Source organism: Microcoleus sp. Pol12A5 (assembly GCF_036701435.1).
Classification (GTDB): Bacteria; Cyanobacteriota; Cyanobacteriia; order Cyanobacteriales; family Microcoleaceae; genus Microcoleus.
On record NZ_JAUBQU010000085.1, the window covers coordinates 20,733 to 27,589 of the forward strand.

Annotated in this window: 4 protein-coding genes and 1 pseudogene; 2 read left to right on the forward strand and 3 right to left on the reverse strand. The window is 46.8% G+C overall.

Going from position 1 to position 6,857, the window contains the following annotated elements:
• Nucleotides 1–5: 5 nt before the first annotated feature.
• The 3 genes from ligA to QUA45_RS20325 all read right to left on the reverse strand — a co-directional run bounded on the left by ligA (nt 6) and on the right by QUA45_RS20325 (nt 4,318).
• Complete coding sequence (gene ligA, locus QUA45_RS20315; protein ID WP_333221966.1) at nt 6–2,027, reverse strand: NAD-dependent DNA ligase LigA; 2,022 nt, start codon at nt 2,025–2,027, stop codon at nt 6–8.
• Nucleotides 2,028–2,141: 114 nt separating this feature from the next.
• The gene (locus tag QUA45_RS20320; protein WP_333100451.1) at nt 2,142–3,206 is read right to left on the reverse strand and encodes a vWA domain-containing protein; all 1,065 of its coding nucleotides are present in this window, start codon (nt 3,204–3,206) and stop codon (nt 2,142–2,144) included.
• 134 nt (nt 3,207–3,340) lie between these two features.
• Complete coding sequence (locus QUA45_RS20325; protein WP_333100453.1) at nt 3,341–4,318, reverse strand: Npun_R2479 family HD domain-containing metalloprotein; 978 nt, start codon at nt 4,316–4,318, stop codon at nt 3,341–3,343.
• Nucleotides 4,319–4,792: 474 nt separating this feature from the next.
• On the opposite strand from QUA45_RS20325, the gene QUA45_RS20330 reads away from it, so the two are divergent.
• Nucleotides 4,793–6,538 carry an alpha/beta hydrolase gene (locus tag QUA45_RS20330; protein ID WP_333221967.1) on the forward strand — a complete coding sequence of 582 codons (1,746 nt, stop codon included), beginning with the start codon at nt 4,793–4,795 and terminating at the stop codon, nt 6,536–6,538.
• Nucleotides 6,539–6,734: 196 nt separating this feature from the next.
• Nucleotides 6,735–6,857, forward strand: a pseudogene (locus tag QUA45_RS20335) (photosystem II q(b) protein); the annotation flags it as partial.

The window sequence follows — 6,857 nt, forward strand, 5'->3', positions numbered from 1 at the left end:
TCATTTCAACCTGCAAGAAGTTCCAATAACTCAGCTTCCGACAGTAGTTCTATCCCCAAAGATTGAGCTTTTTCTAACTTAGAACCCGCATCTTCTCCCACAACCATATAATCTGTTTTAGCACTCACAGAATTTGTGACTTTACCTCCTGCTTTTTGAATCAAATCTTTAGCTTCATCTCGTTTCAAAGTGGGCAAAGTTCCAGTCAGCACAAAAGTTTTGCCTGAAATTTGTAAATTGGTGTTCCCTAAATGTTGACTTTTAACTTCTGACTGCAATTGCAAGCCTGCAGTTTTCAACCGTGCAATTAAACTTTGATTTGCCGGAACTCGAAACCACTGATAAACAGCTTGAGCAATTTCCGGGCCGATGCCGTAAACCCCCTCAATCGAGGCCGCCGATACCGCTGCTAACTCTTCGACATTTGCAAACCTTTCTGTCAGCAATTGAGCGTTGACTGTGCCGACGTGCCGGATGCCCAAGCCGTAAAGTACGCGCGAATAAGGTTGATTTTTCGATTGGGCGATCGCACTTACCAACTTTTCTGCTAACTTCTTACCCATGCGTTCCAAACTCATCAATCTTTCCGCAGTCAAATCGTACAAATCCGCCGCAGAATGCACCAGATTACTATCAACCATCTGCTGCACCAGCTTTTCCCCAACACCGTTAATATCCAGAGCATCCCGGCTGCAAAAATGAATCAGCGAACCCCTCAAAATCGCCGGACAAGATGTATTGATGCAGCGAGTAACTGCCTCCCCCTTTTCCCGAACCACAGGCTGTTCGCATTCAGGACAGCAACTAGGCATTTGGAAAAGTTGAGCATTTTGGGGGCGCAGTTCCGGCAAAACTCGCACAACTTCTGGTATAATTTCCCCAGCTTTTCTAACAATTACAGTATCGCCAATGTGCAGGTTCAGATCGGAAAGTCGATCGCTGTTGTGGAGAGAAGCCCGCGAAACCGTCGTTCCAGCCAACTGCACCGGTTTAAGTTCTGCTACAGGAGTCAGAGCCCCTGTTCTCCCTACTTGCACGGTGACAGCTTCTACTATTGTAGGCACTTCGGCCGCGGGATACTTCAGTGCGATCGCCCAGCGCGGAAACCTCTGAGTAAAACCCAATTGTTTTTGCAGCAACACCGAATTAATCTTAACAACAACCCCATCCGTCATGTAAGGCAAATTCCGCCGCTCAGTATCCCAATATTCGTAATACTCGCGAACCTCATCCAAAGAATAGCAAATTTTGCGATAGGGATTCACCTTAAACCCGACTCGTCGCAACAATTCCAAGGAATCCCACTGCGTTTTCTCCTCGTTACCCTCATCTAAATGCAGAGTATAAGCAAAGAAATCCAACCGTCGCTTATCCACAATTTTAGAATCCAACTGTCGCAGCGTACCCGCCGCAGCATTGCGAGGATTAGCAAACAATTGTTCCCCAGCTTTTTCCCGTTCCCGATTAATTTCCTCAAACACGGCTAAAGACAAAAAAGCCTCTCCCCGCACTTCCACAACAGGCGGCGGATTATCTAAATTGAGCTTTAAAGGAATCGAGCGAATAGTCTTAACATTTTGAGTAATTTCCTCTCCCGCAATGCCGTCTCCGCGCGTCGCACCGCGAACTAAAACCCCATTTTCATAGGTTAATGCTAAAGCAGAACCATCAATTTTTAACTCGCAAACATATTCAGCAGTTAATGGCTCATTCTCCCCTGCTACCCTTTGCCAGCGTTCCTGCCATTTAGCAAATTCTTCAAAATTAAAAGCATTTTCCAAACTGTAGAGAGGAATATTGTGTTTGACGCTAAAAAATTGAGTAGCAGGCTGTTCTCCCACGCGCTGAGTCGGGCTTTCCGCAGTAATTAATTCCGGATAATCTGATTCTAATTCTTGCAACTGGCGATACAGTCGATCGTACACTTCATCTGGCATGATCGGCGCATCGAGAACATAATAAGCATAGCTAGCTTCCTGTAGCTGTTGCCTCAACTGTTGAATTTGCTGCTCTATTTCGGGTTGCATATTAATTTGAAAGTGTATATTTTTTAACCGCAGACCATAACACAAACTCAGATAATACAGATTTTAACCTTATCTACATCGATCTGCGGTTGTTATTTGGACATTTAAGATTAATTAACGATCCCAATCTTCAACTTCATAAAGGAAACGAGTTCCCCCTATCAGCTTGCGATTCGCAGAGGTACTTTGCACAAAAACCGCATACTTTTCTAGATTACTCGGTTTGATGCGGACTGTCTCGCCCATTGGCAAACCCAACATTTCTCGCGCTGCTTCTCCTTCAAACAAATCCCCTGTGGAACGATCCATTAGCACAATTTCTTTCTTACCTTGGATAGTTTCTGTTTTAGTAAATTCATAAAACCCGCGCCCGGTTTTAAAAGTCAAACCATTCTCCAGAACAAAAGCTTTAATTGAAATCTCGCTGTCTACTTCTAGAATCTGAAATCTGCCCGGTTTTACGGCTCGCAATTCTGCGGATTCGTAAACAGCCATGTCTTCCCGCTTGAGCATGGTATCAAACATCTTGTTTAATCCGCGACTCATGCGACCTTGACTGACAACTTCTTGTTCGTAAGCTTGTAGTTGTTCGTTAGATGACTGTTGGTAACAAACTGCTAAAAATAAATCTGTGATGTAGGAAAATTGGTCGAGATTGAGGTGAAAACCCCCTGATTTTTCGGCTAGTTCTTTATAAAATAAAGTGGCGTGGTGACGGTTGAGAGCTTGGATGCCGTAAACGGCAATTCCCATCTGTGTTAACTTATCTACTTCCTGACGCCAGTTAAGTTTTTGAGGAGTTTGAGCGGGTGCGTGCGGGATGTCGTCGCCAATTAGTACCAATGTTTTGGAATTAGTTGGAGTCCAAGAAAGTGACTGAGCTTCGTGCAAGACTAATTCATAACATTCTGGAGCATCGCCACCGCCAGTTGGCTCTACATTTTGAACAAAATTGCAAATTGTGCCGACATCGCCTGACAAATCAAGGTGTTTAGTTACGTAAGTGCTGCCAGCATCGCAATAGTCCCCGTGAGCTATAATGCCAATGCGAATGCCAGGAATTTCATCTAGCAGTCTCGTTACCGTCTCTTTAATTTTCCGACGAACTTGCGTCAAACAAGGGTACATACTGCCAGTAGTATCAAAGCTAAAAACGACTTCAATGTTGTTATTTGCCATGACATAACTCTCCTTAACACACATCGCTTTATTAGCTCTATTATAGCTAATAAAAAGACGAGTCAGCAACTAGATTTAAAAAACTCCTAATTCTGGCTCGCTTGATTTGCTTCAGCATAAGGCTGGTTAATTCATCACAAATTCAAATCGAAAAAGTCGCTAAATTTCTTGTTTTCCCCGGAGGGAGCTTGAATGTTATCACTATCTTTTTCGCCGTTCAAGTTCCCAGCGGCGCGGGATGTGATTAATTCATGAGCGTTTGTCTTGTTGAAAGCGATCGGTTCAGCGTGTTCAACCTGAAATACGTTGGCATAGAGATTGGCAATAATCTGTTTGCCTCCCTGGGTCAATTCCAAGTAGTTCAAAGCTGCTGGAATGTAAGGAAAAACTCCATTCCAATAAAACTTGGCGTAATTTTGCCGCAAATCTCCCGGAGACTTGTATCCCAAGATTTTATTAGTGCCGACTTCCTCAAATTCGTAGAACAGGGCACTTATTTTTCGCAGGTAATTTGGGTCGCTCAACTGACCGATCAAATCGGCGGCTCTAGCGAGTCCAGAATAATTGTTTCTGTCTTGATGAGTTTCGCTAGCAGGAACTGGAAAGCGCGTCAATTCAATATTACGCTTGATTTGTTCGGCATCAATTAATGTGTGGCCCCCGAAGCGTTCGTCAATTACGAGTTTTCCTCGATCGACATGATAAGGAGTTAAACTGGCAGAAGTTGCGCCGATCGGCACAGAAACCATACCCCCGTCAATACCCGTAGCGTAGAGTCCCACAGCTTCTTGGTCTTGGCGACAAACACCTTTGACGTAGCCGATATCGTGGCACAGCAGCGAAATCAGGTAGTGCAGCCAATCTTCCGGCGACACTCCCCCTTCGCGAATATGCTTGCCCCGGAGAATCTCTTGTCCCACCAAAGCCACGAGCATTGTGTGTTCCACATTGTGGTACAGAGCATCGCAGTTAGCGATATTTTCCAGAGCCATAGTCCCTGCCCAGGCGATAATTTCAGGGTAGTCAGGCTTGTACTTGCCGTAGGTGCGACGGTAGCCGGCCTGCAGCTCTTGCACAAAAGCGTCAATCAGGATAGCAGTTGCATTGAACATCATAAATTCTCTCACTCAGGCTGTACTTACAAACTCGATCGAAAATATCTTGCATAATAATGGGACTTAAACATTTTCGAGCCGCTTTAGGATCCCCAACCCCTCGCTGGCAATAGAAAGAGGCCGATCGCCTAAAAATGCCTGAAACCTTTGGTATAACTAGATTCATGCCCATTCGAGCTAAAAGTTTTTCTCTATTTGGGTTGGAAGCTATTTTGGCTTCAGTTTTTGTCTAAGTCCCGATAGCTGAAAAAATAATCAATGGGCATTCCAAAAGGTTTGACCCCTCGGCGTTGAATTTTAAATTTCAGCTAGTCTTGTCAAATCAGAAAATTGCTCTCAAGGCTATGCTTCCCAAGATAACCTAATTTCCGAAGCATCCGAACCAACAGAGCGATTTTCGGCATTAAAAAGTGGCGAAACAATTTACATCGTTTCACCGACTAATTATTAGAAGTCCTAGGTGTGAAAGTTATGAACTGTCTGTTTTCGAGCCTCTCCACTGCTGCCCTTCGCGCTCGGCGGTCGATCGCCCCAAAATACCTAGGATTGTTTGCATTCACTGCTGTTTGCACTGCCGCACCGGCAATGGGTGCCGAGCGAATTTACGTAACTTACGGGCCGCTAGAAGAATCAGTTCCCATCGAATCTCTGGCACTCTTCGCTAAACAAGGCAAAATAGACTCGAACTTGGACGGCTTCGCTCAGTACATCAAAGAATCTCAGCTAGCTGACATTCGCAGCGCCCTGCAAGCGAAAGCTGAAATCAGCCAGGTGACGATCGCCCAATTCCTTTACACGCCTCAAGGAGAAGTGCTGCTGAGACGCTTGGGCCGAGTAATTCAAACCAAAGCTCGGCAGCCTGGATTTTATGCCATCCGAGCCGCCCTGATTTTAGCAGCCTCAGATCCAGAAGGCCTGACAATTCTCAACGTGCTGCGGAAATTCCCCACCTATGGCATCAGGATTGACATCGCCCGCGCCTTGGGTATCGCCAACGAGCTGACATCGCTGATCAACCGTTCCAATCAGACGATCGCCGGAGTCGCCCAGTTGTCCGAAGCACAAGCAGCTTTAGAACCCACCATACCGCCTGCCGCAATGCTGCAGCCCCAGCTACCGGGCCCCTATACTTGGAAAAAATCATCGGTAACTTTGACGAGTCCAAATCGCGATCGCACATTTGATATGGACATTTACCTGCCACAGGGCAGCCCGCAACCGGCTCCAGTAGTAGTAATTTCCCACGGTTTAGGTTCCGATCGCCTTTCCTTCGAGTATTTAGCCAAACACCTAGCCTCCTACGGCTTTGCGGTCGCCGTCCCCGAACACCCCGGCAGCAACGCCCAACAAATCCAAAACTTAGTAACAGGCAGAGCGAATGAAGTAGCAGAACCAGCAGAATTTATCAACCGCCCCCTCGACATCAAAGACTTGCTCGATTATTTAACCCAACTTTCGACCACCAATCCTGCCTATAAAGGGCAGCTCGACTTGCAGCGGGTGGGTGTCATCGGCCAGTCTTTCGGGGGCTATACGGCTTTAGCATTAGCCGGGGCGGGGATTAATTTTGCACAGCTAGACAAAGATTGCGGAGTCGAAAACGATAGTTGGAACCTCTCCCTACTGTTGCAGTGCCGCGCCCGCGGCCTAGAGCGCAACCAGTACAATTTCGGCGACCCGCGCATCAAAGCTGCGATCGCCGTTAACCCGATCGTCAGCAGCATTCTGGGAGAAACAAACCTCAGCAAGATCCAAATCCCAGTCATGCTAATCGCAGGCAGCGCCGATACCGTCGCCCCCGCTTTGCTCGAACAAATTCAACCGTTCACATGGCTGACATCGCCCAACAAATATCTGGTACTGATGAACAACGGGACTCACTTCTCAACGATCGAGGATTCCCCTCAAAGCCTCTTTCTGCCACCACCAGAGGTCATTGGGCCGGAACCAGTTTTAGCCCGCCGCTACCTCAGCGGACTCAGCCTAGCTTTCATGGAAAGCTATTTGAACAACAAATCAAATTTCCGCCCGTATTTGGAGCCATCCTACGCTTTAAGCATCTCCCGAGACACTCTCGGACTGAGAATTTTGCGATCGCTCACCCCGCAGCAACTCCAGCAGTTCAGGATTTCTCCACCTGCTCGCATCCCTGCTTCTCCACCTGTCCTCGCTCCTGTTCCTCTACCTTCTCCACCTCCCATAGCTCCCGTTCGTTAGGCTTGAGGTGCGCCGAAGAGCACGCTGGCATATCTTTTCGCGATCGGGCGATCGCCCCTGTCTCTCCTTTCATCAGCTTTTCTAATCACACTCATCAGTTTAACTGTCGCTCAACCCCTTTACAAACCTTAACAACACCGTTAATAATATAAACATCATCCGAACATTGAAAACCAAATAAAGCAATCATAAACAAATGACAACAACCTTACAGCAGCGCGAAAGCGCCAACGTCTGGGAAGGCTTTTGTGAGTGGGTCACAAGCACAGACAACCGCATTTACATCGGTTGGTTCGGAGTCTTGATGATTCCCACCTTG